30 protein-coding genes and 4 tRNA genes are annotated in these 25,746 nt (G+C 42.5%); 23 read left to right on the top strand and 11 right to left on the bottom strand.

Translation table 11 applies throughout. The features are described 5' to 3' along the window. Positions 1-108: 108 nt before the first annotated feature. The 3 genes from HY960_15800 to HY960_15790 form a co-directional block, all read right to left on the bottom strand. Positions 109-789 carry a hypothetical protein gene (locus HY960_15800; GenBank protein ID MBI5217217.1) on the bottom strand — a complete coding sequence of 227 codons (681 nt, stop codon included), beginning with the start codon at positions 787-789 and terminating at the stop codon, positions 109-111. 74 nt (positions 790-863) lie between these two features. Continuing rightward, positions 864-1,115, bottom strand: a complete 252-nt coding sequence (locus tag HY960_15795) for a hypothetical protein (protein MBI5217216.1) — start codon at positions 1,113-1,115, stop codon at positions 864-866. Further along, entirely contained in the window at positions 1,103-1,480 is a 378-nt protein-coding gene (locus tag HY960_15790) for a hypothetical protein (GenBank protein MBI5217215.1), read from the bottom strand. Before HY960_15790 ends, HY960_15795 begins: the two co-directional genes overlap by 13 nt. Before the next feature lie 364 nt (positions 1,481-1,844). Between HY960_15790 and HY960_15785 the strand changes: the two genes are divergently transcribed. Then, entirely contained in the window at positions 1,845-3,014 is a 1,170-nt protein-coding gene (locus HY960_15785; protein ID MBI5217214.1) for a hypothetical protein, read from the top strand. A gap of 138 nt (positions 3,015-3,152) precedes the next feature. Here HY960_15785 and tsaA read toward each other — a convergent pair whose 3' ends face one another. From tsaA to HY960_15745, 8 genes are all read right to left on the bottom strand, one after another. Further along, positions 3,153-3,947 (bottom strand): tRNA (N6-threonylcarbamoyladenosine(37)-N6)-methyltransferase TrmO, encoded by a 795-nt coding sequence (gene tsaA / locus HY960_15780; GenBank protein MBI5217213.1) that lies wholly within the window; start codon positions 3,945-3,947, stop codon positions 3,153-3,155. A 254-nt stretch (positions 3,948-4,201) separates the two neighbouring features. Then, positions 4,202-4,495 carry a type II toxin-antitoxin system RelE/ParE family toxin gene (locus HY960_15775; GenBank protein ID MBI5217212.1) on the bottom strand — a complete coding sequence of 98 codons (294 nt, stop codon included), beginning with the start codon at positions 4,493-4,495 and terminating at the stop codon, positions 4,202-4,204. Further along, positions 4,480-4,719: a hypothetical protein gene (locus HY960_15770; protein MBI5217211.1), complete on the bottom strand. Its 240-nt coding sequence runs from the start codon at positions 4,717-4,719 to the stop codon at positions 4,480-4,482. The genes HY960_15775 and HY960_15770 overlap by 16 nt, the downstream gene beginning before the upstream one ends. Positions 4,720-4,957: 238 nt before the next feature. Then, positions 4,958-5,212, bottom strand: coding sequence for a DUF2442 domain-containing protein (locus HY960_15765; protein MBI5217210.1), 255 nt, complete (start codon positions 5,210-5,212; stop codon positions 4,958-4,960). Between the two features lie 2 nt (positions 5,213-5,214). Next, a complete protein-coding gene (locus tag HY960_15760) occupies positions 5,215-5,472 on the bottom strand; it encodes a DUF4160 domain-containing protein (GenBank protein ID MBI5217209.1) in 258 nt (85 codons plus the stop codon). A gap of 48 nt (positions 5,473-5,520) precedes the next feature. Next, positions 5,521-6,126, bottom strand: coding sequence for a DUF2238 domain-containing protein (locus HY960_15755; protein MBI5217208.1), 606 nt, complete (start codon positions 6,124-6,126; stop codon positions 5,521-5,523). A 39-nt stretch (positions 6,127-6,165) separates the two neighbouring features. Continuing rightward, a complete protein-coding gene (locus HY960_15750; protein MBI5217207.1) occupies positions 6,166-6,534 on the bottom strand; it encodes a VOC family protein in 369 nt (122 codons plus the stop codon). A 31-nt stretch (positions 6,535-6,565) separates the two neighbouring features. Then, positions 6,566-7,144, bottom strand: a complete 579-nt coding sequence (locus HY960_15745) for a YdeI/OmpD-associated family protein (protein ID MBI5217206.1) — start codon at positions 7,142-7,144, stop codon at positions 6,566-6,568. 207 nt (positions 7,145-7,351) lie between these two features. Here HY960_15745 and HY960_15740 point away from each other — a divergent pair, with 207 nt between their 5' ends. The 22 genes from HY960_15740 (at position 7,352) to rny (ending at position 25,736) form a co-directional block, all read left to right on the top strand. Continuing rightward, positions 7,352-8,773, top strand: a complete 1,422-nt coding sequence (locus tag HY960_15740; protein ID MBI5217205.1) for an NADH-quinone oxidoreductase subunit N — start codon at positions 7,352-7,354, stop codon at positions 8,771-8,773. Between the two features lies 1 nt (position 8,774). Then, on the top strand, positions 8,775-10,385 hold the full coding sequence (locus HY960_15735; protein MBI5217204.1) for an NAD(P)H-hydrate dehydratase: 1,611 nt from the start codon (positions 8,775-8,777) through the stop codon (positions 10,383-10,385). Further along, a complete protein-coding gene (vanZ, locus tag HY960_15730) occupies positions 10,382-10,789 on the top strand; it encodes a VanZ family protein (protein MBI5217203.1) in 408 nt (135 codons plus the stop codon). Before HY960_15735 ends, vanZ begins: the two co-directional genes overlap by 4 nt. Positions 10,790-10,829: 40 nt before the next feature. Then, positions 10,830-11,960 carry a tRNA guanosine(34) transglycosylase Tgt gene (tgt, locus tag HY960_15725; GenBank protein ID MBI5217202.1) on the top strand — a complete coding sequence of 377 codons (1,131 nt, stop codon included), beginning with the start codon at positions 10,830-10,832 and terminating at the stop codon, positions 11,958-11,960. Between the two features lie 43 nt (positions 11,961-12,003). Next, entirely contained in the window at positions 12,004-12,318 is a 315-nt protein-coding gene (gene yajC, locus HY960_15720; protein ID MBI5217201.1) for a preprotein translocase subunit YajC, read from the top strand. A gap of 230 nt (positions 12,319-12,548) precedes the next feature. Continuing rightward, positions 12,549-13,787 (top strand): bifunctional 3,4-dihydroxy-2-butanone-4-phosphate synthase/GTP cyclohydrolase II, encoded by a 1,239-nt coding sequence (locus tag HY960_15715; GenBank protein MBI5217200.1) that lies wholly within the window; start codon positions 12,549-12,551, stop codon positions 13,785-13,787. Positions 13,788-13,903: 116 nt separating this feature from the next. Then, a complete protein-coding gene (gene greA, locus HY960_15710; protein MBI5217199.1) occupies positions 13,904-14,395 on the top strand; it encodes a transcription elongation factor GreA in 492 nt (163 codons plus the stop codon). Between the two features lie 29 nt (positions 14,396-14,424). Then, the gene (locus tag HY960_15705; protein MBI5217198.1) at positions 14,425-14,934 is read left to right on the top strand and encodes a class IV adenylate cyclase; all 510 of its coding nucleotides are present in this window, start codon (positions 14,425-14,427) and stop codon (positions 14,932-14,934) included. 164 nt (positions 14,935-15,098) lie between these two features. Next, positions 15,099-15,171: transfer RNA gene (locus tag HY960_15700), tRNA-Gly, on the top strand. 172 nt (positions 15,172-15,343) lie between these two features. Beyond that, entirely contained in the window at positions 15,344-15,601 is a 258-nt protein-coding gene (locus HY960_15695) for a GIY-YIG nuclease family protein (GenBank protein MBI5217197.1), read from the top strand. After that, positions 15,581-15,652, top strand: a tRNA-Cys gene (locus HY960_15690). Before HY960_15695 ends, HY960_15690 begins: the two co-directional genes overlap by 21 nt. A 122-nt stretch (positions 15,653-15,774) precedes the next feature. After that, positions 15,775-15,860: transfer RNA gene (locus tag HY960_15685), tRNA-Leu, on the top strand. A gap of 85 nt (positions 15,861-15,945) precedes the next feature. Beyond that, positions 15,946-16,019: transfer RNA gene (locus tag HY960_15680), tRNA-Val, on the top strand. A gap of 12 nt (positions 16,020-16,031) precedes the next feature. After that, complete coding sequence (thrS, locus tag HY960_15675; GenBank protein MBI5217196.1) at positions 16,032-17,954, top strand: threonine--tRNA ligase; 1,923 nt, start codon at positions 16,032-16,034, stop codon at positions 17,952-17,954. Positions 17,955-17,988: 34 nt separating this feature from the next. Then, positions 17,989-18,522, top strand: a complete 534-nt coding sequence (locus HY960_15670) for a translation initiation factor IF-3 (protein ID MBI5217195.1) — start codon at positions 17,989-17,991, stop codon at positions 18,520-18,522. A gap of 7 nt (positions 18,523-18,529) precedes the next feature. Next, on the top strand, positions 18,530-18,724 hold the full coding sequence (gene rpmI, locus HY960_15665; protein ID MBI5217194.1) for a 50S ribosomal protein L35: 195 nt from the start codon (positions 18,530-18,532) through the stop codon (positions 18,722-18,724). Between the two features lie 21 nt (positions 18,725-18,745). Further along, positions 18,746-19,093 (top strand): 50S ribosomal protein L20, encoded by a 348-nt coding sequence (rplT, locus tag HY960_15660; GenBank protein ID MBI5217193.1) that lies wholly within the window; start codon positions 18,746-18,748, stop codon positions 19,091-19,093. 97 nt (positions 19,094-19,190) lie between these two features. Continuing rightward, positions 19,191-20,201, top strand: coding sequence for a phenylalanine--tRNA ligase subunit alpha (gene pheS, locus HY960_15655; protein ID MBI5217192.1), 1,011 nt, complete (start codon positions 19,191-19,193; stop codon positions 20,199-20,201). A gap of 15 nt (positions 20,202-20,216) precedes the next feature. After that, on the top strand, positions 20,217-22,652 hold the full coding sequence (locus HY960_15650; protein ID MBI5217191.1) for a phenylalanine--tRNA ligase subunit beta: 2,436 nt from the start codon (positions 20,217-20,219) through the stop codon (positions 22,650-22,652). A gap of 12 nt (positions 22,653-22,664) precedes the next feature. Next, a complete protein-coding gene (locus HY960_15645) occupies positions 22,665-23,438 on the top strand; it encodes a hypothetical protein (GenBank protein ID MBI5217190.1) in 774 nt (257 codons plus the stop codon). A gap of 126 nt (positions 23,439-23,564) precedes the next feature. Then, complete coding sequence (locus tag HY960_15640; protein ID MBI5217189.1) at positions 23,565-23,858, top strand: cell division protein ZapA; 294 nt, start codon at positions 23,565-23,567, stop codon at positions 23,856-23,858. Between the two features lie 315 nt (positions 23,859-24,173). Then, positions 24,174-25,736: a ribonuclease Y gene (rny, locus tag HY960_15635; protein ID MBI5217188.1), complete on the top strand. Its 1,563-nt coding sequence runs from the start codon at positions 24,174-24,176 to the stop codon at positions 25,734-25,736. The last annotated feature ends 10 nt before the right edge of the window (positions 25,737-25,746 follow it).

Here is a 25,746-nt window from a genome sequence, read left to right as displayed (position 1 = left end):
AACAGAAATTAATCCGCAATCCGCAATCCGAAGTCCGAAGTCCGAAATCCGCAATCCGCAATCCGAAGTCCGAAATCCGAAGTCCGAAATCCGAAATCCGAAATCTTTTCACGCTTTCGGCGCTTCTTCTTTTTTAATCTCTCCCCCAAGGTCACGAATAATCCGCGCCGCTTTATACTCCTCATAGAACTGCGAATGATTCTTCTTCAACCGAAGCATATACTTATCAATTTTCTCTTTCAGCAAAGCATCGGTCTCCTTAATAATCTGCGCCTGAGTTTTTCTCGCACCCGTCCGCTGACTTATTCCTGTTACGATAGCAGTCTTTGCCGAACTATACGCATCAACCAATTGCTCAAATGCGGTAATGTCTTCGGCGGGAACATCGTAATCAACAAGAGCCGCTTGGTGTTCAAGCGCAAGGTCTCGAATACTTTTTACCTTCAATATCAAATCCTGATCGCGAACTTTATTCAAGACAGACTTGCTGAGTTTCGACTTTGATTTGAGTTCGATATTTCCCACATCATCTGCATACGAATAAATCGCCGCGGCGATGGAAAGAGTTGTTTCAATGAGAGAAGTCTCCATTGCATTTTTTACAGGAGCCTTTCCGGCAACGACGGAGTTAATCTCACTGCTTTTCCCGGAAATGGAAGTCACCAATTCGGTGAGAAGTTGAATTGCACTCGCAAACGGTTTGATGCTGACAGTCTTCGCAATGTTGGCGAGCAAAATTGAGATGACCGCTTGGTACATCGAGATTTTGTTAATTAATATTTTATCCATAGGTAAACCCCACGTGTTTTATTAATGAATAATGAACTAACTGTTAGAGGGCTTTGCAAAACCCTACTACTCCGTCACCCTGAACTTGTTTCAGGGTCTATCAACGCTTGTTTAGATGCCGAAACAAGTTCGGCATGACGAATAGGAGGTAATGCATAGCCTTCTGTTGGTAAACGTAATAAAAATTTCTTAAGTTCAAAAATATTTTTCATGAAAATAATACGTACTACATGTAATAAATGGTTGTCTAAAATTGATACTGTCGAAGCCCTCGTAAAAATATTGCAAAACAAAGAGTCCAATTCGTAATCTGCTAACCAAAACATTCAAATTCTATCAAAAACACCATAATCATCACAAAAACCGACTTTGATACGACCAAAAACGACTTCAAGGCAAGCGAAAACGACTTCAAGGCAAGCGAAAACGACTTCAAGGCGAGCGAAAACGACTTCAAGGCGAGCGAAAACGACTTCAAGGCAAGCGAAAACGACTTCAAGGCAACCGAAAATGACTTCAAGGCGAGCGAAAATGACTTCAAGGCAACCGAAAACGACTTCAAGGCAAGCGAAAACGACTTCAAGGCAACCGAAAACGACTTCAAGGCGAGCGAAAACGACTTCAAGGCAACCGAAAATGACTTCAAGGCGAGCGAAAATGACTTCAAGGCAAACGAAAACGACTTCGACATAACAAAAATTCGTATCAACAAGAACTCCCCTTCCATTGGTACAAGGGAAGGGTTCGGGGGATGGGTTTCACCGGTACGTCAAGCTTCTCTGTTCTAAAAGTTATAAACCTAAAGCCGAAACAAATCCATGACGTTTGATATTTGAATTGAAATAGTATCGTAGTGGGAACAAGACACCCCAAAAAGAAAAATATATTTTTAACTAAAATATTTCGCATCAAGGATTACCAGTAACGAGTAACAAATAATCAATTAACCACTCACCACTCACGAATCACCAATTAACTACTCACGAAAAACTGAGTTGCATCTTTACAACGTGGTGCGTATCTTTGCACATTCATCAATAACATAGAAGATAGACATGCAACAGGAAAATAAAGAGCCGGGCAAGTACGATGATACAACAGTCGGAGCGTTGCCGAAACATCTCAAAGATGAAATATCGGATAAACTTGATATAAAGAAACTCGAAGCACAATATCTCGAAGAGTTAAAAGCAAACCAGCAGGTGCAAGAGTATTTGAAAGAATATCATGAAACGAGCATAAAGAGTTTTCTGGAAACGTATGCACACAGAAAATCTATGTACGTATTCTGGGGTCGGAAACATAAAGACTTCAGAGAAAGAAGCGCAAGCAGATTTTATGATGAAGCATACGATTGTTTTTGGTCAATACAACAAAAGAAATTATTTAACTTACAATGTCAATGGCGGGCAGACCAGATAACACTGGAAGGAATAGAAATCAGTGCAGATTTTGACATCCTGGAATTTGAAATTGAACGCGTCCCCTTTCTCGAACCTGTTTCAGAAGAGGATATGGATTTATACCTTCAGTTTTTAGAGACGATAGATGAGGGGAATGAGTTTGACGATTATGCAGAATGGCAGGACTACGACCAATTCAAGGACGAACTTGAGAACGATGAGGAAGGAAGCACGTACCCCGATTGGTACGACTTCTATGATATGAGACGCGGAACAAGTTCGTTTCTGTCGCTTCCGGATATCAGGGGAAAGAAAGAAGAGTTTTACCGGCATCTCTATTTTGAGGAACAGAAGAGAATCGCAATCGAGAACGGTACATATAAAGAACCAACTCCGTATGTTCCTTATCATCCTGTTCCGTACTCGAATGAGTTCCTGAGAGCATTTATCAAAAAATTTGAAAAGCCGGAGTTTCAGGATTATCTGTTTCACTACATCAAGGAAGACGAGAAAGAATATCTTGATGAACAGTATGAAGATGCTGTCATGATTCTTGATGATGCGGAAGAGGATGTTCCGATTGAATACAATGATAACTGGAAGAAGGGAGTTATTGCCGCTTCAAAACGTTATCGGAATGAAGAATTGAAAAAAAATATTGTACAGGTATTCAGAGATTATCAATTTCGAATGTCAACCGGAATTCAACATCCAAAGACAAATGAAGGGGAAAATCATCGGATTGAATATTCGAAACGTATCAAAGACCAAATCATCAAAGGAAGAATCCTGAACGGCGAGCCGGGGGATTTGAATTTCTAAGATTAACCACGCACTATTTTCTGAATTTTGATTTAGGATTAAGAAATAACGGTATTTGGAGTATTGGAGTTGTGGAGTCGAGTTCCCAATGACGAATGACTAATGACAACTAACAACTAACCACTAACCACTCACCAATTATCCACTCACCAATTTATGAAATGCCCGATGCGCCTGTTCATCATGCAACGGTGTTTTCTCTTTCTTTGATTGAATGAGTTTCGATAGAGAATATCCGCTTTCAATTCTTTCGATGGTGACGATATTCTCATTCACTGTGTAGCAAACTCTCCATGATTTTATTGCAAGAACTAAAGTTCCGTCCGCACGTTGCTTTGTCCGACGAAACGAATGAGGGAGAGGATCGAGCGAAAGTGTTTTACTCGCTTGAGGAAGTAAGGAAATGTTGTAGTTCGATTCGAGCCAATCTGCTTGTGCTTTGACAAGAGAACTACATTTTACTTGATAATCAATTATTTTCTTCGATACTTCATCGAGCCAACCTGCACGGGAATTAGGAAAGGCATCAGCGTATGGAATGTACGGTTTGATGTCGAGGATGGGAGTTCCATCAAGCAAGTCAGGATTGGCAACGCGGAGTGTGAGTCCGTTTATTTCTAACAATGTGCAGAGAGAAAGTCCGACTGGATTAGGACGATGCGGAGAGCGAGTGGAGAAGACTCCCCGCTTTTTCTTCCCGCTCCTTGGTGGAAGCACTTTCGGTTTCCAATCTTCGTTCTTGTGAAACCAATAGAGAATCCAAATCCGTTCAAAGCCGGAAAGGTCTTCAAGCGCCTGCTCAAAGTTTTGGTGAGGAAAGAGTTCGATGATACCTTCGACCTGTTGTTCATCCATTCCCGGTTGTCGCGGAGTCAGGAATTTATCTTTGTACGGCGTGTGGATGATGCCGATGGGTTTGAGGATGAGATTCATATGTGATAGAAATTCACCACGGATACTTACGGAAAAAGCCGCGGATGTTCACAGATAGGAAGTACCACAGTAACTCATAATGTTTAATTCTGAATCACTGTGAGTAGAAAAAATGATGATAAAATAACAAGCGTTGTCTTTTTCATAAAAGACCTTTCAGAGATAATGTAAGATTGTGTATGAAAACGAAAAAAGATAGTGGAAGGGAGGAGAATAAGCAAACGAGATGATGGGTTCGAAATCCCGAACTATTGTTAGAGTATTAACTCTTCAGGATTTCTTCTCGTGTCCCAAACATGTAAAATCTCAATACCATTATCGCTTACTTGATACACGATAAGATAATTTCCTTTTACAAAGCACCGTTCATTTTCATCTCGAAATCGTCTTCCCATAAATGGAAATTGAGAAAGAAAACGACAAAGGGCAATAAATTCTTTATCTAATTTTTGACTATACAGTTTATTACCAAGTCTCGTTGACCAATACTCAAGAATGTTCAGCCGGTCATCTAATGCATTCGAAGACCAAATTACTTTTCGAGCCATTGCTGGACAACCAAATTCGCTTCTTCTTCTGAATAGGATTTTCCTGTGGCAAGCTGTTCTTTTGCTTCATCAATTCTTGCTAACTGTTTTGCTGTAAGAATTAACTCGGGATGGATATTTTGCGTAGGAACGTCGAGGAGGGATTTAATGTACGATAATAGTTCCTCGTCTTCAGTTGTTTCCACCTGATGGTGAATATAATGTTTTAATTCTGTACTACTCATTAAGATTACTCTCCTTGAAATTATTGAAAAGAATATTACTGTCGAGTAATTCGGTTTTTCCACTCATGGCGTTGCTCTCGTTGCAATTCGACCGGGTCTATTTCTCTTGTTTTTGTGTATTGATTTTGTCTGAATGAACATACTGCATTTTCTGTGTAGATGCAATTTAGTATGAGACAAAAGGTTATTCATTCTACGTTGATTCAAACAAGGAATAAAATTGTGATGTATAATTTCTTTAAAAAACTTCTGATGGAACATTTACATTATCGTAAAGGAATTCGGGTGCAAGGTCTGCGCCATTATCCCAAACTATAGTTCCAAGTTCAGGGTCAACACGAAATTTTTTGAATTCTTCTATGTTGAGTAAGGGTTCAAACATTTCACCCCACAATTCATCACGTAAATCTATTTCACCTTCCGTTCCATCTTTGAACTGTATCCAAATTGTATAGTCTTTAAGATACTTTGCATGTAAAACTTGTGGTATCATATTTATTCTAAAGGAGTAATTTTCTTAAGTGGTTTTCTTTGTATTGCTAAATTCCAATCGTCTAAAAGTTCTTGTTTGTGTAATTCACACCATTCGAGAACATGTCGTAATGCTCTTGGTGGAAAATATCCGTTGACAGTTCCTGTTTCAATTTCGACAGTGATTCTGTAGTCACCGTATTCTGCATGAAAATGTGGCTTCCCATGTTCGCGGTAATAGATTGCAATAACAATTCCTAAAAAACGACTTATCTCAGGCACAGATGATTGTAAGGGAATTCAATGAAAATTGCAAATCACTTTCAATGGTTATTTGTTGATAAGTTTGTTGTGCGTTCCACTGAGTAATAACTGAGCAACAATCGCTCCAACAAAAGCATACAGCATATCCGATTGAGTATCCCAAATATATCCCTGCGTACCGAGGAACGCATCAGCCGCTTCGCCGGTGAGGAGCGCAGCGAGCCACTCGATAAATTCATACACTGCACTAATTGCAAGACAGACTGATGTAACGAGGAAGAAGAGCCAACCCTTTTTCACAACGACATTCAATCCAATAAACAATTCCCGTGCGATGATTGCAGGAACAAATCCCTGTGCGAAGTGACCAACCTTGTCGTAGTTGTTTCTTGTTTGATGAAACAGATCGCGAAGCCAATCAAACAACGGAACTTCAGCGTAGGTGTAATGTCCGCCGACAAAAAGTATCATCGAATGAAGAAGAATGAGTGTATAGGTAAGATTTGTGAATCGGAAGCGATTGTAGGTGTAAATGAGAATTGCAATACCAATCAACGCAGGAAAGACTTCTAACAACCACGTGAAATACTCTTTCGGATTGATTGCCGACCAAATCAGAGTAAGAAAGAAAATAGAAAGAAATGCAAGATGAATGCGGGGAATGCGTTGCATAAAAAAAAGAGTCCGATGTTATATCGGACTCATCTTCAATTAACCGTTTGAGTGAAGGGCGATTTTGTTTCCTTCGCAATCAATGAACATTGCCATGTGACCAATTTCAGGAGTAATCTGGGTTTTGGGAAGAATAACTTTTCCGCCCGCGCCTTCGACTTTGTTCAACACTGCCGATAAGTCAGGATTGCCATTGAGATAGACGAGTGTTCCATCCATACTCGGTTTATAGTTTTCTCCTTTACAGAGCGAACCACTTGCGGCGCCGGGTTCGGCGGGGAAGAATGCCATGTTCGTTCCCATCATTTCCATTGCTTCTAACTTGAAGCCGAAGATTGTTTCGTAGAACAGTTTTGCGCGTTCGAAATCCGCTACTGGAATTTCAAACCAATTGATGTAGTTTTTCATTGTTTCTTTCTGTTAAGTGTTTGAGGATTTGTTAACTGAATTTAATTCCTTGTGCAATTTTATCAACTGCCTTTTGAATACGTGATTCCCGTGTCTCAAGTTTCTTTGCACTTTCAATCCAATTCACATATTCTTTTCTGTTAGTATAGTTTGAGGATTCAAACTTATCCAACACGTGAGCAATTTTCATTGCCTGTTTGAAATCATCCGGGATGATGATTGTTCTTTCAATCTTCTTTATTCCCTGAGCATTGATAGCAACCGCTTCCTGAATATACTTGATGACTGTTTTCTCATCAATCTCGGAAACAGTTCTGTACTTTATTCCGCGGTTGTGCGCGTTCGATTGACCATCGGTGAAGAGTTTCTTCGGGTCTTTCATCGAAGCGCCTTCAAAGAATGTGAACGTAACATGTTCACGGAAAGCGCTGAACCCGCAAATCATTCCCTGCTTATTGAAGTTCGGTCCCCATTTCCAATCTTCAACAATATCCGGGTCTGTTGCGTGGATAAGTTCGCGGAGTTTAATGCAAATCTCCCGTGAGAAATCGGGAAGTTCTTCAATATATTCGTCAATCAGTTTTTTGGCTTCGTTATTTACAAGCGACATAATTTTCTATTTAATAAATGGATGATTCGATATGTTGGTGTTCAAACCTCATATACAGTATTAGAGTTTCGAGCGGTGCAAGTATAAGAGATTTCTCAATCAAAGTCAATAGGGTGAACGAGAAAAAATTATCTTTGTTTCTTACCTAAGATTTTCCTACCTTTTCAGCCAAAATAACCAAGAAATCGAAATTTCACTGAATTTGAAATGCACATTGCGGACAACGGACTCACATCAATTTTACCTGTTTTATCAGTTACCATTCTCTCGCTTCTTGTTCTTCTTATTGAATCGCTCCTCAAAGATAATGAAAAAATTAGTTTTTGGGTAAGCACACTTGGCTTGCTCGTCAGCGGCGCTGTTTCGGTCTTCACACTCAGTTGGCGTGGTGTGGCATTTAACGGAATGATTTCAGTCGGAGGGTTCGGAAGTCTCTTTGCCGTTCTCTTTATCTTTGCAGCGCTGTTTACAATTATTTTATCAAGAGATTATCTACAAAAGACCTACAAACGACTCGGTGAGTTTTATCTGCTCATCCTGTTTGCTGTTCTTGGTATGATGTTGATGGCGGCGGCAAATGACCTTATCGTTCTCTTCCTTGGAATAGAATTGATGTCAATTTGCCTTTATGTTCTTGCAGGGTTTTTACGTCAGAATCAGAAATCAAATGAATCGGCGATGAAGTATTTCCTTCTCGGCGCGTTTGCAACCGGATTTATTCTCTACGGAATCGCACTCATTTATGGAAGCGCAGGAACAATGAATCTCTTTACCATTGTTCAAAATGCTTCTCTTTTGATGTCTCAAAAGATTTTTCTTGCCGGACTCGGTTTATTGATGATTGGCTTCGCGTTCAAAGTCGCGGCAGTTCCGTTTCACATGTGGGTTCCCGATGTGTATGAAGGTTCACCGACGGTCGTTTCGGGATTTATGTCAACGGGGGCGAAAGCGGCGGCGTTTTCAGCGTTCCTCCTCGTGTTTGCACATCAGGCGTTTGGCGGGGAGAATTTCAAACTTGCTTTGTCTGTTATCGCCGCGGCTTCAATGGTTCTCGGAAATATCGTTGCGATTTCTCAATCAAACATTAAAAGAATGTTAGCGTACTCAAGCGTCGCTCATGCAGGATATATGCTTGCCGGACTTGCCGCCTCAAACGCATTAGGAAAAACCGGAGTCGTGTTTTACCTCGCCGCTTATACGTTTATGAATCTCGGTGCGTTCGGCATCATCTCTTTATTTGAAAAAAAGAGTGAAAAGAATCTTACGATTGATGATTACGCGGGAGTTGCAAACAAGAAACCATTTCTTGCCGCATTGATGGCAGTCTTCATGTTCGCACTATCGGGACTACCCCCGTTTGCCGGATTTCTCGGAAAGTATTACGTCTTTGCCGCCGCAGTGAACGCAGACCTAACATGGCTTGCAATTCTCGGAGTTCTCACAAGCGCAATCGGAGCATATTACTACCTCCGAATTGTCGTGATGATGTATTTCAAAGAAGGTGGGATGGAAGCGCCCGCTCGGATTTCCGGCTTGAGTTTAGCAATGCTTTCGATTGTTGCCTTCATGATTTTTGAATTAGGAATCTTTCCCTCAACGTTATTGAACACGATTACCAACGTGTTCTGACATGGAACGTGCCGTTACCTCAGATGAAATGCGTTCGTTTGATGGCTATGCCATTAACAGGCTGAACATCCCAAGTTTGCTCTTGATGGAGAACGCCGGAAAGGGTGTTGTCCAAAAGATGAACGAGCAATTTGGTGATTTGTCCGTCAAACTTGTTTACATTCTCTGCGGGAAAGGAAATAATGGAGGAGATGGATTCGTCGTTGCCCGGCACCTGTTGATTCATGGTTCAAAAGTGGAAGTAATTCTTACATGCAAGCCGAATGAACTGAAAGGCGACCCGCTCACAAACTTCAACATCCTAAAATCACTTTTAAGTAAATCAAGCGAATCAACCGAATCAAGGAAATCAAGAGAATCCCATAAATCCCGGTCAGGGGTCGTTCAATTTTCTTCTTTGAAAAAAATGAAAATGCTCCAACCACCCGACATTATTGTTGATGCACTCTTTGGTACGGGATTCAAAGGTGAGTTAAACGGGAAGTATAAATCATTAGTTGAATGGGCGAATGAACTTCCGGCAAAAAGAGTAAGCATTGATATTCCATCAGGAGTGAATGCAGACAACGGAGTTGCAGAAGGAGTTGCTTTCAAAGCCGATATAACCGTAACAATGGCGCTCAAGAAGATTGGGTTAACTCTTAATCAAGGAAGAAGTTACGGCGGACATTTAGAAGTGGTGGATATTGGTGTTCCTACCGATTTACCCATCGTTGGAAAATTTCAAACCTACATCATTGAGCAAAAAGATGTTCAGGCAACACTACCGGTTCGTTCTTTCAATGTTCATAAACATAGCGTTGGAAAGATACTCGTGTTAGCCGGTTCAGTCGGGTTAACAGGCGCGGCGGCAATGGTTTCCGAATCTGCAATGAAAGTGGGAGCAGGAGCAGTTGTTCTTGGAACTCCAAAATCGGTTTATTCAATTCTCGCAAAGAAACTGACTGAGGTTATGACTGAACCGTTGGATTCAACCGACGAAGGAAGTTTAAGCCAATCATCGCTTCCTGAGATTGAAAAGCTTCTTCAGTGGGCTGACATGTTGGTGTTAGGTCCCGGGCTTTCGAGAAATCAGGAAACACAACAACTGATTCAGCATCTTGTTTCAACATCAACCAAACCGATGCTGATTGATGCCGATGGATTGAATGCGATTGCGGAAAATCCTTCATGTTTGAAGAAACGAAAAACAAAAGAAGTCATTCTTACACCGCACACAGGAGAATTAAGCCGAATCATCAAACTTTCTTCAGAAGAGATAGAGAAGAATCGGATTGAAATTGCACGAAGGGTTGCGAAGGAATTCAAAGTAACGTTGGTCCTCAAAGGCGCACCGACAGTGACTGCAACACATGAAGGAAAAGTATTTATCAACTCAACCGGAAATCCGGGAATGGCGACGGCGGGTTCAGGCGATGTGTTGGCAGGACTTATTGCCGGATTGTGGGGACAAGGAATGACCTCCGATGAAGCGGCTTGGTGCGGCGTGTTTCTCCATGGAAAAGCGGGAGACCTTGCAAAAGTGAAGTATGGTGAGAAAAGTCTGTTGGCAACAGATATTAAAACCTTTGTACCGGAAGCGATTCGGCATGTTGAGTTGGGGTTACACTGAGCGGTTTCATTCGTTCACACTTTTTTCGCTATCGTTTTCCGGCGTTCGTCTGGGCAATCATTATTTTTATAGCATCCTCAATTCCATCAGTTCGGTTGCCAAAGTTGGAGTTGATTTCCGTTGACAAGTTGTTGCATATCGGAATCTTTTTCGTTCTCGGAGTTTTGGTCTTTCGTGCTTTTGAATCAAACAAACAAGAACCGATGAAAACGTGGAAGCGAGTTGTATTATCTTCCTTGCTCACAATCAGTTACGGCGTTGCAGATGAAGTTCATCAGAGTTTCGTTCCCGGAAGACATTTGGATAAATACGATATGCTTGCCGATGCAATTGGCGCGATTGTGGCTGTTGGAATTTCTTACTTTTTCATGAAGAGACGCCATAAGAAACTTGTGGCGAATTGAGTGCTTTGGAATTTGAACGGGGTTTGGTTAATTTCATCCCATGCAATTTCTCTTAGATAAAACCGACGGTCCCGCTCGTCTCGGAAGAGTTTTCACCGACCACGGAGTTTTTCATACGCCTGCGTTTATGCCGGTTGGAACTCAAGGAACGGTAAAAGCAATTCAACCGAGAGAGTTAGAAGAAATCGGCGCTGAAATTATTCTTGGTAACACGTACCATTTGTATCTTCGCCCGGGAACCGAGATATTGGAGCAGGCGGGCGGATTGCATACATTCAACGGTTGGAAAAAGCCAATCCTGACAGACAGCGGCGGATTTCAGGTGTTTAGTCTTTCGGAGTTACGGAAGATTTCGGAAGAGGGTGTTCAGTTCCGTTCGCATCTTGATGGCTCGACGCATTTCTTCACGCCGGAAAATGTAGTGGATACACAGCGAAGCATCGGCTCCGACATTATGATGGTGCTGGATGAATGTACGCCGTATCCTTCGACATTTGAATATGCAAAACGCTCCGGCGAGTTGACGTTGCGATGGGCTGAACGATGCCTGAACCGTTTTCGTGAGACAGAAGGCTTGTACGGCTACACACAGGCGTTGTTTGGAATTGTTCAGGGAAGTACGTTTCCTGAATTGCGAAAATTTTCTGCCAACGGTTTGATAAATTTGGAGTTTGATGGTTATGCGATTGGCGGGCTTGCAGTCGGTGAGCCGGCTGAAGCAATGTATGAAATGATTTCGGTTTGCACGGAAATTTTGCCTGAAAACAAACCGCGATATTTGATGGGTGTCGGAACGCCGGAAAATCTGATTGAAGCAATCGAGCGTGGTGTTGATATGTTCGATTGTGTGATGCCGACTCGAAACGGGCGCAACGCGATGTTGTTTACGTCGCATGGAAATCTGAACATCACGAACGCTCAGTTCAAAAACGATTTTGAACCGGTTGATGCGCAATGTGGTTGTTACACATGTAAGAATTTCAGTCGGGCGTATGTGCGTCATCTGTTTCAGGCGAAAGAAATTTTAGGATTACAACTTGCAACGATTCACAATCTGGCTTTTTATCAAACATTGATGAGAGAAGCAAGGCAGGCGATTGCTTGTGGTGAGTTTGCGCAATGGAAGAAACAACGATTATTTAATCAACAAGAAGTAACAGAATACATTTAACAATTTATTTGGAGAACATTTGAACACATTTGATTTATTTGCAATGGCGCCTTCCGGTGATGGTGGCGGTGGAAGCATGATTAGCACGCTTGTCATGTTTTCGCTCATCATTTTTATTTTTTATTTCATGATTATTCGTCCGCAACAGAAGCGAGCAAAGGAACGTCAGCAACTTTTGGACGGAGTGAAGAAGGGTGATAAGATTGTCACCGTTGGCGGTCTTCACGGAACAGTCATTGGCGTCGAAGAAAAAACATTACTCATTCAGGTTGCTGATGACGTAAAGTTAAAGTTTGAAAAAACAGCAGTTCAAACAATTGACCGACCATCGGAAGAGAAAGTAGGAAAAACGAGCTAACTCTTGAAATTCGAAATCCGAATATCGTAATTCCTTACGGGTCGTTGACTGAGCATAGTCTAAATTCAAAATATAAAACTGTCACATGAGCTTGTTTCATTGTCAATTTCACGTGAGTTTAGATGCCGAAATAAATTCGGCATGACGATTTTTTTGAATTATGACTATTTGGGATTTCGATAGTAAAGATTGTTTAGTATTTAGAGTTTAGCAAGTAGATATTTTAAATTATGGCTCACGATAAAACAAAACTCAGCACGATTGAAGAAGGCATCGCCGATTTACAGGCGGGAAAAATCGTCATCGTCGTTGATGATGAAGACCGCGAAAACGAAGGCGACATGATTGTCGCGGCGGAAAAATGTACACCGCAAATCATGAACTTCATCATCAAAAAAGCGGGCGGAATTGTCTGCGCTGCGCTCACGACTCAACGTGCGAAGGAATTGAATCTTGAGTTAATGGTTGAAACAAACACTGCGCTTCATGAAACGCCGTTTACTGTTTCGGTGGATTATATTCACGGAACGTCCACAGGAGTTTCCGCCCCCGACCGAAATGCAACGGTGAAAGCGCTGATTGACTCAAAGACGAAACCAAGTGACCTTGCTCGTCCCGGACATATCTTTCCGTTGCGTGCTATGGAAGGCGGAGTTCTTCGTCGCGCCGGACACACGGAAGCAGTAGTGGATTTGTGCAAGTTTGCAGGATTGTATCCATCAGGTGTATTGTGTGAAATTTTGAATGAAGATGGTTCAATGGCTCGTTTGCCTGAATTGACTGAACTCGCTCAGAAACATTCACTAAAAATTATCAGCGTTCGAAACTTGATTGAATACAGGATGCAACGCGAGAAATTAGTTCAACGCATTGTTTCGACGACATTGCCAACGCAGTATGGTGACTTTGAAATCAATCTTTACAAAAGCGAAACGGACAACCACGAACACATCGCACTTGTACGTGGAGAAATATCGCCCTCCAAACCTACTCTCGTTCGCGTACACTCGGAGTGTCTGACAGGAGATGTGTTCAGTTCTATTCGATGCGATTGCCACGACCAACTTAACGCGGCGATGAAACTTGTTGCAAAAGAAGGAACCGGAGTTATACTCTACATGCGACAGGAAGGACGCGGTATTGGATTATCAAACAAACTCAAAGCATACAAACTGCAAGACGAGGGACTCGATACGGTTGAAGCAAATGAGAAACTCGGCTTCCGACCTGACTTGCGCGATTATGGAATCGGCGCGCAAATACTTCGTGACCTTGGTGTTGCCAAAATGCGTCTCATGACCAACAATCCGAAAAAAGTTGTCGGGTTGCATGGCTACGGTTTGGAAATCGTTGAACGTGTTCCATTGGAGATGGAAGCAAGCGATTCAAACGAAAAATATCTCAAAACAAAACGGGACAAACTCGGGCACCTAATTCTTGTTGACAAGAAAAAAGCATCCGGCACTTGATTTTCTGAATTTCTTATCGTAAATTCAATCAGTCTTAATTAAGAATAGCCACCATTCTTCGGAGTGGTGGCTGTTTCTTTTCTTTGAGCTAACTAAAATATTATGTTTTATCATTTATGAATGAATCAAATAAAAATAACGGGTACGTGTATTTAACGAAAGAGCGACTTCGTGAACTCGAACGTGAGTTGCAAGAACTCAAAACAAAAGGGCGCTCTGAATTGTCTCAAAAAATCGGTGAGGCACGAAGCCATGGCGACCTTTCTGAAAATGCAGAATACGATGCGGCGAAAGAAGAACAAGGTCTGTTAGAACTCCGTATTTCCAAGATGGAAAATACGTTGGCGCGTACGCGAATTATTGAGAGTAAAGATCTTCCGAATGATAAAGTATATATTCTCTCAAATGTCCGGCTTAAAGATTTACGTTTCGGTGACGAAGTTACATACTTACTCGTAGCACCCGAAGAAGCAGATTTTGATGCGAATAAAATTTCTGTCACATCACCAATCGGCAAAGGATTGATGGGAAAAGTAAAAGGAGACAAAGTAAAAATTACCGTTCCTGCCGGTTTTCTTGAATATGAAATTTTAGATATTACGAGATAAGTTCCCGATGTAAAAGCGATTGTGTTTCCGTGCCGAAGAATTTAGAAGTCAAAGCAAAGATACAAAGCATTGAAGCGGCGGAATCAATGGCATGCTCGCTTCAAGCGAAGTTTATTTGTAAGATGAAACAGGTTGACACGTATTTCAATGTCAATCAAGGGAGATTGAAACTGCGAGAGATTGATGATAAAGAAGCAGAATTGATTTTCTATCACCGTCCTGAATCTGAAAATCAGAGGATGAGTGATTTCAAAGTGATTCATCTTGTCGAATGGCAAGAGTTGAAAGAGGCTTTGACGCTATCGCTTGGAGTCAAAGAGCGAGTTGAAAAGTACAGGACGTTGTTCATGTTTGATTCGACAAGGATTCATTTCGATGAAGTAACAGGATTGGGGATGTTTATTGAGTTTGAAGTACCTGTTAGCGATTCGCCTGAACAGGCAAAGCGAACAATGAACTACTTGGTTCAAAGTTTTAGAATCAAAGATGAGGATTATTTCAAACACTCTTATTCCGATTTGTTATTGGAGAGGAGGTAACTTCTTACTTAATTCAGTCTTTTTCAAGTCTTCTTGCTTGGTTTAGGTTAATTTGCTATATTTGCACCCATAAAATTGGGGAATAACTTCCGCCATAGGCGGAGTAGAGAGTAATCCCGTTCAAGCGGGATTGAAGTCGCTGGTTTTGTGAATTAAATTAAAATGCGGGAATAGCTCAGTTGGTAGAGCGCAACCTTGCCAAGGTTGATGTCGCGGGTTCGAATCCCGTTTCCCGCTCTCAATGCAAAAGTAAAAATGCCTACGGCTCGTAGAGAAAATGGAAAAGTAGAGTTGTAACTTCTTACTTTCCGAGCAAACGGGCTTTTTTAATTTTGCATTTTTCATTTTGAATTGACTGGTGCCGTACCGCACCCGCCGAAGGCGGGGAAGAGTGGTAAGTGGATATACGATGTTTACAGTTTATGTTCTGAAAAGTTTGAAGGATGGAAAGAATTATACAGGTTATACGGTTGATATCGAAAGACGGTTAAAGGAACATAACGGCGGTAAAACAGAATCAACTAAACGAAGACGTCCGTTTGTTTTGATTTATACTGAAGAATATGTGACAGAGGACGATGCAAAACAACGGGAGAGATATTTAACAAGTGGAAAGGGGAGAGAAGAATTGAAGAATATTTTGACTGGTGCCGTACCCAAGTGGTAAGGGAGAAGTCTGCAAAACTTTTATGCAGCGGTTCGAATCCGCTCGGCACCTCTGGTTAGTGATTGGATAATTCGTTAATTAGTGATTTGTGATTTGAATGTGTTGTGTTCTGTATGAAACTAATTAACTACTCATGAGTTAACTAATCATCAATTAACAAGTCACCAAGCAATGCCGGGGTGGCGAAACTGGTAGACGCACAGGACTTAAAATCCTGTTCTTCGCAAGGAGAGTGTCGGTTCGATTCCGATCCCCGGCACAAACGCAAAGTTAAAAGTTATCAGTGATAAGTTAAAAATTGATGTACCTTTTTTAATTTTTAATTTTGCATTTTTCATTGTTCCGGGATCTTAGCTCAGTTGGTTAGAGCGCTACCTTGACATGGTAGAGGTCATAGGTTCGAGTCCTATAGGTCCCACAAAATTTGAAGATGGCAACGAAACTTACTTTTCCTGACGGTAGCGTCAGAGAATTTCAACAAAGTGTTACCGGATACGAAGTTGCACAGAGCATTAGTTCCGGATTAGCGCGTGAAGCACTCGCAATTGAGGTCAATGGCGAGGTGTGGGATTTATCGCGCCCGCTTCCGACCGACGCTTCAGTGAAACTTTTGAAGTGGGATGATGCGAACGGCAAGTACGCGTTCTGGCATAGTTCCGCGCACTTGATGGCGGAAGCAGTAGAGGCGATTTTCCCCGGAACGAAATTCGGAATCGGTCCACCGATTGAAGAAGGTTTCTATTACGACATTGATACGAACGGACATTCACTCACGCCGGAAGATTTGCAGAAAATCGAGGCGAAGATGGTTGAACTTGCCAAGTTAGATTCAACTTACAAACGCGAAGAACGACAGTGGGAAAATGCTGTTGAATATTTCAAGCAAAAAGGCGATCAGTACAAACTTGAATTATTGGATGAATTAAAAGGTCAAACAATTACTTTTTATCATTCAGGTAAGTTTACAGATTTATGCTATGGTCCGCATTTGCCTTCGACAGGAAAAATCAAAGCAATCAAATTGCTGAGTGTAGCCGGAGCGTATTGGCGGGGAAGCGAAAAGAACAAAATGCTTCAACGCATTTATGCAATCACGTTTCCTTCAAAGAAGGAATTAGATGATTACATGTTCCGTCTCGAAGAGGCGAAACGTCGCGACCATCGGAAGTTAGGAAGAGAACTTGAATTGTTCGCGTTTCATGATGTCGCACCCGGCGCGCCGTTCTGGTTACCGAAAGGAATGATAATCTTCCGCGAGTTGGAAAAATTCATTCGCGAAGAACTTGACAGAGAAGGATATTTGGAAATCAATACACCGATTCTTGTCAAAAAGGATTTGTGGGAACGTTCAGGGCATTGGGCTCACTACAAGGAGAATATGTTCTTCTTCGAACAGGAAGGTGAATCCACGTACAGTCTCAAGCCGATGAACTGCCCGGAAAGTACATACGCATTCTCGTACAAGACGCGTAGTTACAAAGATTTACCATTACGATTTTCAGAAATCGGAAGATTGCATCGGAATGAAATTTCAGGTGCGCTTGGCGGAATGTTTCGTGTTCGCCAAATCACGATGGATGATGCACACATTTACTGTCGCCCCGACCAAATTCTTTCAGAGATAAACAGACTGATAGGATTGGTCACGAAAGTTTATCGTATATTCGGATTAGAAGCGCAGTTCAAACTTTCGACAAAGCCGGACGAAGCAATGGGCGAACCCGCGTTGTGGGAACAGGCAGAAGCATCATTACGAAGTGCACTCGAAAGCAATGGTCTGAAATATTCCATCAAAGAAAAAGATGGCGCGTTTTACGGACCGAAGATTGATATTCAAATTAAAGATGCAATCGGACGTGAATGGCAAGTTGCAACAATTCAACTTGATTTTGTGATGTTGCCGGAACGTTTCGACCTCGAATATGTCGCTGAAGACGGAACACGGAAACGTCCTGTTGCAATTCATCGTGCTATCTTTGGTTCATTCGAACGTTTCATCGGAATCATCACAGAGCATTTTGCCGGAGCGTTTCCTGTTTGGTTGGCGCCTGTGCAAGTTGCAGTCATGCCGATTACCGATGCACAACGTGAATATGCTCAGTCAGTCTATGATGCCTTGAAAGTGAACGGTCTCCGTGTTGAAATGGATGACCGGAGTGAAAAAATTAATTACAAAATTCGTGACTGGGAAACCAAGAAAGTCCCGTTCATGCTTGTTGTTGGTCAGAAAGAAAAAGAAACTTCGACAGTCTCGGTTCGTCAACATAAACGGGGTGATGTTGGCGTGATGGGATTAGCAGAATTAGCAGAAAAAATTAAACAAGAATATTTAACAAAATCGTTACCACAATAGGAGATACGTTATTAAGGGTTCAGATCAAGTTCGTATAAATGAAGAAATCAAAGCGAAGCAAGTCAGGGTAATTGACGAAAGCGGTCAGCTTGGAGTCATGACGCCTTCCGAGGCGTTGAACATGGCAAGACAACAAGGTCTTGATCTGATTGAAATTGTTCCGAATGCACAACCGCCTGTCTGTAAAATTATGGACATCGGCAAGTACAAGTACGAACAATCAAAGAAAGAACGTATCCAACGAAAAAATCAGCAAGTAACATTGCTGAAAGAATTGCGTTTTCATCCGAACACCGATGACCACGATGTGGAATTCAAAATTCGTCACGCAAAACAATTTCTTGAAGACGGACACAAAGTCAAAGCGACAGTTGTGTTCAAAGGTCGGGAGATGACGTACACCGAGCAGGGCAGAGTACTGCTTGCCCGGATTGCGGAAAGTTTAGCAGACTTTGCCAAGGTTGACCAAGAAGCAAAATTAGAAGGTCGAAGCATGGCGATGATATTCGCCCCGGAACGCGGGTCGAAGAAAAAAGGTAGTATTAAATCAAAAGAATCACAATCATAGTTGAATTATGCCAAAGCAAAAATCAAATTCAGGTGCAAGAAAACGTTTCAAACTCACCGCAAGCGGAAAAGTAAAACGTAAGCGAGCATTTCGCAGTCATATCCTCACATCGAAGACGACGAAGCGAAAGCGCCACCTTCGTAAATCAACGCTCGTTCATGAGACCGAGTCGAAAAAAATAGCAATCATGATTCAATCATAACTTTGAACAGGAGAAAACGAAATGCCACGTTCACAAAATAAAGTAGCATCGCATCGGAGACGGAAACGTCTTCTGCAACGCGCGAAAGGATATTGGGGCGCACGAAGTAAAGTCCTCACGATCGCGAAACATCACCTTGATAAGGCGGGACAACACGCCTACCGCGACCGTAGAAAAAAGAAACGGGATTTCCGTCAACTGTGGATTGCGCGTATCAATGCCGCCTCACGATTGTATGGAACAACATACTCACGCCTGATTGATGCTCTCAATAAAAAGAGTGTTGACATCAACAGAAAAGTGTTAGCCGATTTGGCAGCGCGTCATCCGAACGCGTTCGCTGAAGTCGTAAAATTTGCAACAGCGTAAATCTTCTTTCAAGATATTTGAAATCAGGGACGAGCATCTGCTCGTCCCGTTCTTTATTTTTGAAGAAGATTTTTCATTTTTGAAATGAACTTGTGCCATGCTTGATACGATAACCGCAATCAAACAAACCGCCTTGAATGAACTCGAAGGAGTGAGCGATGTTCAATTGCTCGATGCGTTCAGAATCAACTTTCTTGCCCGTAAAGGACAGATCGCTGATTTGTTTGACAAGTTGAAGGACGTTCCTTCAGACCAACGACCATCCGTCGGAAAGGCGTTGAATGAGTTGCGTGTTCTTGTTCAAACAAAGTTTGATGAAAAGAAAGCCGCTCTCGAACAGACAACACAAAAACGGACTTCAAAAATTGATTTATCGCTCCCGGGAAAAACGCATTGGGTTGGTTCAAAGCATCCGCTCATGCAGACGCTTGATGAAATCAAGCGCATTTTCTTGGGAATGGGATTCACTGTAGAAACCGGTCCTGAGATTGAAGATGATTACCATAATTTTGAAGCGCTCAACTTCCCACCCGACCATCCTGCGCGAGATATGCAGGATACTTTTTTCATCACAGAAAAAGTTCTTCTCAGAACGCACACCTCGCCTGTTCAAATCCGCGTTATGGAAAAGCAACAGCCGCCGATTCGCGTTATCATTCCCGGCCGTGTTTACCGGAATGAAGCGGTAAGCGCGCGCAGTTATTGCCTGTTCCATCAGGTCGAAGGATTGTATGTGGACACGCATGTAAATTTTGCAGAGTTGAAGGGAACGTTGGTTGCATTTGCAAAACAATTGTACGGGAGCAGTTTGAAATATCGCTTCCGTCCGAGTTTCTTTCCATTCACAGAGCCGAGCGCAGAAATGGATATTACATGCTTTCTCTGCCAGGGAAAAGGATGCCGTGTTTGTAAAGGTTCAGGTTGGCTTGAAATTCTTGGTTGCGGGATGGTTGACCCGAATGTCTTTACTTCAGTCAGATACGACACGGAAAAGTACACGGGCTACGCGTTCGGAATGGGAATTGAACGCATCACGATGTTGAGGTATGGCATTGATGACATCAGACTATTGTTTGAGAATGACATCCGGTTCCTGTCACAATTCTAAGCGGCGATTGAGTTTATGAAAGTTTCGTTAAAGTGGTTACAAGAGTATGTTAATATCATCATCTCGCCGGAGGAGTTGGCGCATAAGTTAACAATGGTCGGTCTTGAGATTGAGGATATCGAATATCTCGGAGCGAAGTACGAAAAGTTTGTTGTCGGAAAAGTTCTTGAGGCGAGCAAACATCCGAATGCAAACAAGTTAACTGTCTGTAAGGTTGATGTCGGAAGCGAAGTATTGCAAATTGTTTGCGGCGCGCCGAATGTTGCTCTCGGACAAGTCGTTGCCGTCGGACTTTCCGGCGCGGTAGTTCCGCACAACCAACACGACCCAGATGGAAAGCCATTTACTCTCTCCAATGTCAAACTCCGCGGCGTCGAATCGTTCGGAATGATTTGTTCTGCATACGAACTCGGTTTGGGTGAGGATAAAGACGGAATCATTGTGTTTGAATCGGAGGCGAAAGCCGGAACTCCCTTGGCAGAATTTTTAGGTCAGGATGACATTGTATTTGAAGTAGGAATTACACCGAACCGAGCCGACGCTCTCAGTCACATTGGAATCGCAAGAGAGGTTGCCGCTCTTCTCGAATCAAAAATTGCCTATCCCAAAATCAATCTTCAAGAATGTTCAAAAAAAACTTCCGAAGCGGCTACAATCATTATTAATGATATTGAAAACTGCCCGAGATATTCGGGACGGGTTTTGCTGAATGTGAAGGTTGGAGAATCACCCAAGTGGTTGCAAAACAGATTGACTGCAATCGGGATTCGTCCCGTGAATAACGTGGTTGATGTAACTAATTATGTTCTCATGGAATACGGTCATCCGCTTCATGCCTTTGATTACGATACATTGGCGGGAAACAAGATTGTTGTGAAGTGCGCGAAGGAAGGGGAGAAGTTCACAACGCTTGACCATAAAGAACGAACACTGAAAAGCGACACGCTCATGATTTGTGATGGCGAAAGGAACATCGCAGTCGCCGGAGTGATGGGAGGAGAGAATACCGAGATTACAGAAACGACGAAAAATGTGTTGCTTGAAAGCGCGTATTTCAATCCGAGAAGCGTCAGACGTACGGCAAAGTATTTAGGCATCTCTTCCGATGCTTCACAACGATTTGAGCGTGGAGCAAATCCGAATATTACAGCGGTTGCAATTGACAGAGCCGCTCAACTCATTCAGGAATTATGCGGAGCGGAAGTTCTTCAAGGCGTGCTTGATGTTTATCCTCAAAAAATTCAACAGCGCATTGTTCCGGTTAGAGTCAGTCGTACCAATCAACTGCTCGGAACAAACCTAGAAAGAAATGATGTCGTCAATCTTTTGAAGAAGATTGAACTAACTCCTTTACCATCAAAGCAAAACGCGAACGAAGATACCATAGAGTTTGAAGTTCCAACCTACCGCATTGACCTTGAACGTGAAATTGATTTGATTGAAGAAGTAGCGCGGGTATTCGGTTACGATAACATTCAAACTGATACTTCATCAAGGTTTACTTTTTCTTCCCAACCGCCTAAACGGGATTTTGAAAACGAACTGCGAGAGTGGTTTGTGGGTCGTGGATTTCATGAAGCAGTCATCAATTCGATGAATGATATTGAAACAGCGAAATTGGCATCAAATGAATTTGTCGAAGTGGCAAATCCAATCAGCAAAGATATGGCTGCATTGCGAACAAGCATGTTGCCCGGACTTTTGAATTCTGTCCGAAGCAATATCTTTCACGGAACGAAAGACGTTCGTTTGTTTGAATTCGGACGAGTGTATTTCAAAAAGGAAGCCCCGAAACAGGGAGATTATGTTTCAGGGTTTTATGAAGAAGACCGCTTGGCAATCGTTCTAAGCGGCTTGGCTGAACGACGACATTGGGACGGGCGGGTTCAAAAATCTGACATGTTTGAACTTAAAGGTGAACTTGAGGCATGTTTCTCTAAAGTTTTTCTTGACAATTATAAATTTATTCCGTATCCTATTGCCGATTTGTTGATGGATGACAGTTTGACAATTGAAATCAATGGTCAGACAATTGGAAAAGTTGGTAAAATTCGTCACGATATGTTGAAGCGATTTGAGATAGAGCAAGATGTTTTCGTTGCAGAATTGAATCTTGCACTGCTTGAACAAAACAAACGGATGAAGAATGTGTATCAACCTTTGCCAAAATATCCATCGGTTATGCGCGACATTGCTGTCGTCGTGGATGAACAAATTCCTGTTGGAACATTGATTGAAGAAATCACAGCGAACGGCGGTTCCCTATTGAAGCAGATTGAACTGTTCGATATTTACAGCGGCGACCAAATTTCGGCAGGGAAAAAGAGTTGTGCGTTTGCACTTGAGTTAACCTCGGAAGACCACACTCTCACACAAGATGAAATAGATAAACAAATTCAATTGATAGTCAAGCATTTATCGGAAAAGTTGAATGCCTCGCTCCGAACATAAGAAAGGAACGTTGTGAGTCAGGTTCAGATAGAAACAGAAAATCAGGTCATACTCGAAACGAACTCGGTAGAATCATCCCTCAAATCGTTGTGGGAGAAGATTCGGTTCAGTGTTGAACTCATCAACCAATTGCGCGCAGATAATACTGCCTTGGTCGAACGACATCAGCAACTAACCGCTGAATTTCAACGGGCGAAAGTTCAGTTTGAAAATCAACTTACAAGTTTGCGAAGTCAAAGCGAACGCGAAGTAAAAGCGTTGAAATCTCAGCAAGAATCTGAAATGAATTCGCTTCACGCGAAACATTCGGCAGAAGTTACGTCACTGAAAAGTAAGTACGAGGATGAGTTACAAGTAACTCGTACCACTTCAGAGGCAGAACTACTGAGCACCAAAACGAAATTAGAAACCGAGATTCAGCAGTTAAAAAATCAATTAGATTCCGAATTGAATTCCTTGTTCGCCCAGCAAGCGGCTGAGGTGACATCATTGAAAAGCAAGTACGAAGATGAACTTGCTTCTACTCGTAGCAGGGCTACTTCTGAACTTCAGAACACGCGGTCAAGTTTAGAGACTGAAATTTCCCAATTGAAAAATCAGTACGAATCGGAATTGAATTCCATCAAAAGTTTATTAAGCACGAAAGAACAGGACATGAAACGGCTGAAGGCGGAAAACGCTCAGTTGAACAACACGGAAGAAAACATCCTGTTCACGAAGGAAGAGAAAGAAGTCCTTCAAAATCGAATTCGGGAGTTGATAGCAAAAATCAATTCTCATTTATAAAACCGGACTAACGTGCGACTCACTTCATCTTCAAAAGCAAACGAAAAATTACAAGAAGATAATTTTGAAAATAAAAGTGAGTCGCACTTTGACAAGGTAATGTGAAGAACAATCAAACAAGAAACTATGCCAACTGACGGAAAAAGCATCAAAGTAAAAATCTTTGGCTCGGAATATCCATTACGCGGTGAGAGCGAAGAACTCACAAAAAAAGTCGCATCGTATGTTGATGAGATGATACAAGCAATTCATCAACGCATCCCGGAACAACCGCCGCTGACGGTGGCTGTTCTTTCAGCATTGAACATCACGGAAGATTTGCTGAAGGAACGTGAGAAGAATCGTTCGATGACGACGGTTGTAGAGACCGAGTTGGGGAAGATGCACTCGTATCTGGACGAGTGCTTGCGTACTGCATAATTGACAGCATTGTTCTTTTCATACATAGTGCAACACATTAAACCGCACTTTACGCCGGCGCATGAGGTTTCCTCATGCGAAATGTCAATCGTAGAAGAATCTGACAAGTGATACGAATAGGGAACTTGACTCGTGAGCATCGTATTGCGGGCTACACTCCGTTTACGGAATCGTTTTTGGGTAACACCTGAGCGACGGTAGATACAAGAAATGTTCAGGCGGGTACCCACTGTGCATTCAGAGAGAGATTCTTTCAAATGCCTGACATGGCAAGTGCGGTTTTGTATTTTATGAAAATAATACTGAAGAGTATGTATGCAAGTTGAATTACTCATAATCATTACAGTTGTTCTTACGGGAATTTCTTTCGCCGCGGGATGGTACATTAATTCCCGTATCGGGCAGAATAAAATTGCCAATGCAGAGGCGCGTGCAAAACAAATTCTCGCTGATGCTGACCGGGATGCGACTAACCTGAAAAAAGAAAAACTCCTTGAAGTTAAAGATGAATGGTACAAGAAGAAACAGGAAGCCGAACAGGACATCAACCAGAAGCGAAATAAACAACAAGCATTCGAGCGGCAGTTAGATGCGCGGGAAGAAAATCTCGAACGCCGCGTGGAGTTGATGGATAAAAAAGAGAAAGACCTGAACAACCTGCGAAGGGAGATTGAGGAGAAAGCAAAACAGCACGATGAAAAGAATATTATCCTTCAAAAATTAATTTCAGAAGAGACGCAACGCTTAGAGCGTGTTGCGGGTATGTCCCGGGACGATGCTAAAAAAGCGCTTATGACAAATATGGTAAACGACGCGCGCTCGGATGTTGCTCAGTCGGTAAAACAGATCCGTGACACAGCAAAGTTAGATGCAAAGCGGGACGCACAAAAAATTATCGTGCAGGCGATTCAACGAGTGGCTTCGGATTATTGTGTCGAATCAACCGTCAGCGTGTTGCACCTTGGAAGCGACGAAGTGAAGGGGCGCATCATCGGCAAAGAGGGACGCAACATCCGCTCGTTTGAAGGTTCGACCGGCGTTGATGTTATTGTTGATGACACACCGGAAGCGGTGATACTTTCAGCGTTCGATCCGTTACGACGGGAAGTCGCGAAGATTTCGCTTGAACGACTTATTGCCGATGGAAGAATTCATCCCGCGCGGATTGAAGAAATTGTCGAGAATGTTCGAAAGGATATTGACGAAGAAATTCTCCGTGTCGGTGAAGGCGCGTTGATGGAGTTGGGGTTACATGGCGGACACGAGGAAGTGTTGCGTCAAATCGGATTGATGAAATATCGTTGGAGTTACGGACAGAATTTGCTCGCACACAGCATTGAAGTTGCACACCTTACCGGATTGATGGCGGCGGAACTTGGCATTGATACAAGTCTCGCGAAGCGCGCCGGTTTGTTGCATGATATCGGGAAGACGATGAACAAAAATGTCGAGGGTCCGCACGCGTTAATTGGTTTTGATTTTCTGAAGCGACACAATGAAAACCCGATAGTTATTAATGCCGTCGGCTCGCACCACGAAGATATTCCCATGGAACACCCGATTGCCGCGCTAGTACAATCTGCTGATGCAATCAGCGGCGCTCGCCCCGGCGCACGACGTGAATCGGTTGAGGCGTATGCTAAACGATTGGAGCGATTGGAAAATCTTGCTAAATCATTTAGCGGAGTAGAGAAAACATACGCAATTCAGGCAGGCCGGGAAATACGTGTCATCGTCGAGTGTGACAAAGTTGACGATGCAATGTCCGATATGCTCGCGAACGATATTGCTGCAAAAATTCAAACCGATATGGATTATCCCGGTCAGGTGAAAGTGACAGTGATTCGGGAGAAGCGGTCAGTTGCGTTCGCCCGGTAAGATAATGCCC

The organism is Ignavibacteriota bacterium, from assembly GCA_016212665.1.
Lineage (GTDB): Bacteria > Bacteroidota > Ignavibacteria > UBA10030 > SZUA-254 > FW602-bin19.
The sequence above is the reverse complement of the archived record's forward strand: the minus strand, read 5'-3'. Positions and strand labels throughout refer to the sequence as shown.